General features: G+C 58.1%; 5 protein-coding genes and 1 pseudogene. 5 read left to right on the top strand and 1 reads right to left on the bottom strand.

Annotated features, from left to right (window positions below; genetic code table 11):
• Window positions 1-130 (bottom strand): annotated as a pseudogene (locus VG146_13310) (ISAzo13 family transposase).
• Window positions 131-349: 219 nt separating this feature from the next.
• On the opposite strand from VG146_13310, the gene VG146_13305 reads away from it, so the two are divergent.
• The 5 genes from VG146_13305 to VG146_13285 all read left to right on the top strand — a co-directional run.
• A complete protein-coding gene (locus tag VG146_13305; protein ID HEV2393326.1) occupies window positions 350-1,519 on the top strand; it encodes an alpha-galactosidase in 1,170 nt (389 codons plus the stop codon).
• 70 nt (window positions 1,520-1,589) lie between these two features.
• Entirely contained in the window at window positions 1,590-1,829 is a 240-nt protein-coding gene (locus VG146_13300; protein HEV2393325.1) for a hypothetical protein, read from the top strand.
• Window positions 1,830-1,990: 161 nt separating this feature from the next.
• A complete protein-coding gene (locus VG146_13295; protein ID HEV2393324.1) occupies window positions 1,991-2,467 on the top strand; it encodes a retropepsin-like aspartic protease in 477 nt (158 codons plus the stop codon).
• 124 nt (window positions 2,468-2,591) lie between these two features.
• Entirely contained in the window at window positions 2,592-3,029 is a 438-nt protein-coding gene (locus tag VG146_13290) for a retroviral-like aspartic protease family protein (protein ID HEV2393323.1), read from the top strand.
• Between the two features lie 97 nt (window positions 3,030-3,126).
• Window positions 3,127-3,919 (top strand): NAD-dependent epimerase/dehydratase family protein (locus VG146_13285; GenBank protein ID HEV2393322.1); only part of this gene is annotated, 793 nt, incomplete at its 3' end.

Raw genomic sequence — 3,919 nt, 5'->3', positions numbered from 1 at the left:
TGCGTGCCTCCGGCAAAGGCGGCGCTGACAGTTCGCTGATCCCTTTAGTGATGGTCACCCTCGATAGTCCGCACACGCGGCTGACTACCGACACGCCCCCGTAGCCTAGTTCCAACGCCTCAGTCGCGGCTAACATACGGCCCAGTCGCCGATGGACAGGGCGAGCATATCGTAATTCACAAGCCGAACATGCCGACGGCGATATTCTCAATCATCGGCACATCGCCTCTGGTTGGGATCTCTCGTTGAGGTGGGGCCAGATTCGCATCAACTTGTCTCGAATGTCACGGATAGGAACCATGCCGCCGCCATAGGTAGCAGGTTCCTACGGACTTGTAAATGTTATTTATTGACGCAACCTAAGCCATACACCTGGTATCCGACTGCCGGCGGACCGCACACGGGGGCTGAAGCGTGGGTTAATACCGGCACCTGGGAAGTGGACACGAATTCGTATCCCCACGGATTTGGCGAACTGAGCGCTGCGGTGCATAAGTTAGGGATGAAGTTCTTGCTCTGGTTTGAACCGGAGCGCGTGGGCCACCCCCACTCCTGGCTGGCCACCCAGCATCCCGAATGGCTGCTGGCAGGCGCCAGTGGCACCGCGGGCGCCATTCTGAACGAAGGTGACCCGGCAGCGTTTCATTGGCTGACGAATCACATGAGCGCACTGATCAAGGCCAACGGGGTGGACTGGTACCGGGAAGACATGAACGGGGCTGGCCCAGCGTCAGCCTGGCGCAATCATGACCCCCCCAACCGCCAGGGGATCACTGAAAACTTTTACGTCCAAGGGCACCTGGCGTACTGGGACGCGCTGCGGGCGATGCATCCCGGGTTGAGAATTGACTCTTGCGCTTCCGGCGGCAGGCGCAACGATTTGGAAATCATGCGCCGGGCGGTCCCGCTTTGGCGCAGCGATTACCCGCAGGCGGCAGGACGCAAAATGCTGGCGCAATCCAATCAGGCTTTTACTTATGCGCTGTCCTCTTGGCTGCCATTCCAGGGCACCGCAAACATGGGCTTTTGGGAGCCCTACTTTTACCGGAGTTCCTATGTGACCGCTTTTGACAATGGTGGGATTAACACCAACAACGCCGCGGTTCAGAAACGGGCTTATTCGGAATGGAAACAGCTTGCCCCCATTATGCTCAATGGCGATTACTATCCTTTGACTCCGTACAGTCTTACCAACACCGCGTGGATGGCCTGGCAGTTCGACCTCCCGCAAACAGGTGAAGGCTATGTGCAGGCGTTCCGCCGCCAGGACAATGATGAGGTTACACGGAATTTCCGTCTCAGCGGCTTAGAGCCCGCCGCGCAGTATGAGCTTCGGAATTTCGATGTAGAAGGTGTAAAGAAAAGCTCTGGCAAGGAACTCATGGAGCAGGGTTTGGCGGTGGATATCCCTGCCAAGCCTGGCGCGGCAATCATTATTTACCGGCGGGCCGGTTCAACCCGCGCAGCGTACAAAATAATTCGCGTGCCAAAAAGCAAATTCCTGCTATCAATTCAATAGCAAATCCCTCTCAATTCAATATGATTGCTAAAATGGACGGGTGTAGCCCTAAGACATCACGAACGGATTTGTGCCAGGTATTAATACGCTGACTTTCTTTGTCAGAGAGCCCGATGGGGGAGACGGGATGATTGTCTCCGGAGCGAGTCTGACCGCTACCGCGCTGCCGCAACCCTCGACGGTGCTGCTGGTCAATCTTGGCGTTCGGGGCAACCAGTTTGGATTCACAACCCTGGGGCCCACTAGCCTTGGCGTCGTGGTGATCGAGGTGTGCAATAAACTGGTGGACTTGATTATTCTTCCCAAGTAGCAAGCTCCTGCTGACGTGAGAAAAATCCTGTGCGATTTGGGGGGCCTGGCCGGGTTTGTTGGGGTGTGATTTTTTCTTTCGAAACTTTTGCCTGATCGATTGCAACGCCCAGGTGATTTACTTCCGGGCCGCCCAGCCCACCACTCAACAAGCCGACGGTCTTGACCAAACTCTACGCCGAAGAGGTTTTGAGCCGGTCGGTTCATATCAAGCACGAGCTTTCGCTCGAGACCCAAGCCGACGGCAAGCCCGTATGGTTCGTATTGGATACCGGCTCGTTTTATAGCGTGCTGGATGCATCGCAAATTGGCCGTCTGGGCCTTGGCACGGAGAGGCTCGTTTCACCCAGAACCGGCAGCTTGATAGCGGATGACTACAGCACATTGATCATTGGCTTGGGGAAGACCGGCGCCCATCAGGCAAAGGTGACGACACTCAAAACGTTGCAGCTCGGGCGGTGCGAATGGAAGAATATTCACTTGGGCATCAGTAATCTCAGAGCCTGGCACGTCGGAGGCGGCCATGCGACCACCACCGACGTGCAGGGCCTGCTCGGCGCGGACCTTCTCATTGGCCGCGGCGTGCTCATCGATTTTGCCAGCAGAAAAACCTGGCTCCGCCAATTGACAGGCTCATAGGGGCTTCCTTGAGGCCGATGGCTTTGATATGCGCGGAACCAGGCCTGGCGGTCGGGCGCGGCCAAAAGGCCAAAAGGCCCGTGTCCTGTGTTGCGTTGGCTTAACCTCGGAATTATGTTCGGCCATGAAACTGAAAGAGAACCCAGCACCCTATACGGGCGAGGTCAGGACAAAAGTCAAACTGTTCAACAACGCCGATGCCAACGCCGCGGCCGAGGGCAAACTGGCGGCCGAGAAGGTGCGGGTGATTGAAACTGACGCGATGGTGGACACCGGTGCGGTGCGCTCTTGCATTCCGGCCTCGTTGCTGGAGCAGCTTGGGATCCGGCCTTATGACCGGGTGACCGTGGAGCTTGCCGATGGCCGTAAGAGTGATGTCGGCCTTGCGGACGGTGTACGCTTCGAGATCATGGAACGCCGCTCCAGCGACGACGCGTTGATCCTGGGCGATGAGGTCCTAATCGGCCAGACTTTGCTCGAGAAGATGGACCTGTTGGTGGACTGCACACGCCAGCGCTTAATGCCGGCCCATCCGGAAGGCCCCGTCAACAAACTCAAATAGATGTCCTCGTTGAGGACGAGGAGGAGGTGCAGCCTCGGCATGTTTCAAACATGTTCTAAGCACTCAAGGGACGGCTAGGGATATTGAATAGGTGACCATGTGCTCGGAACTCAATCGTTTCCAACCGCTCCATGACGAGTCGGAGCTAGAGGAGGTTTTGACGCATCCCACTCCCGCCTTGGTTGAGTTTATTAAAACGCTCTCTGGCCATCTCCTCATTTTGGGCGCCGGAGGCAAGATGGGACCTACCCTGGCGGTCCGGGCGCGTCGCGCGGCAGAGATAGGCGGGCACTCGCTTGAGGTCATAGCCGTAAGCCGCTTCGCAGGCGGCCGTTCTCGTCCGTGGCTCGAAGCCCGGGGCGTGAAGACCTTGAGTTGCGACCTGCTCGATCCCGTGGCCGTCACTCGATTGCCAGACGCCGAGACCATAATTTACTTAGTCGGATTGAAGTTCGGCACCGCGCGCAACCCGGCGGGCACTTGGGCCACGAACACCTTGACCCCTGCGCGCGTCTGCGAGCGTTACCCGCACAGCCGCGTCGTGGCGCTCTCGACCGGCAACGTTTATCCCTTAAGCCCGGTCTGTCGCGGCGGCTCGGTCGAAACCGATCCGTTGACGCCGCTGGGTGAGTACGCGAACGCTGCGGTAGGGCGCGAGCGAATCTTCGAGTTCTGTTCGGGTCGCCAGGCAACGCCCGTTGCCCTGCTGCGGCTTTGCTACGCGGTCGAGTTACGCTATGGCGTTTTGGTGGACATCGCCCGACAAGTCTGGGCAGGCCGCACCGTCGAGCTATCCACCGGCTATTTCAATTGCATTTGGCAAGGGGACGCAAACGAGATAATTCTTCGCGCGGCGCCGCTGGCCCAATCCCCGCCGAGCGCATGGAACC

It is taken from the genome of Verrucomicrobiia bacterium, assembly GCA_035946615.1.
Taxonomy (GTDB): domain Bacteria; phylum Verrucomicrobiota; class Verrucomicrobiia; order Limisphaerales; family UBA8199; genus DASYZB01.
This window is presented reverse-complemented; position numbering and strand designations above follow the sequence as displayed.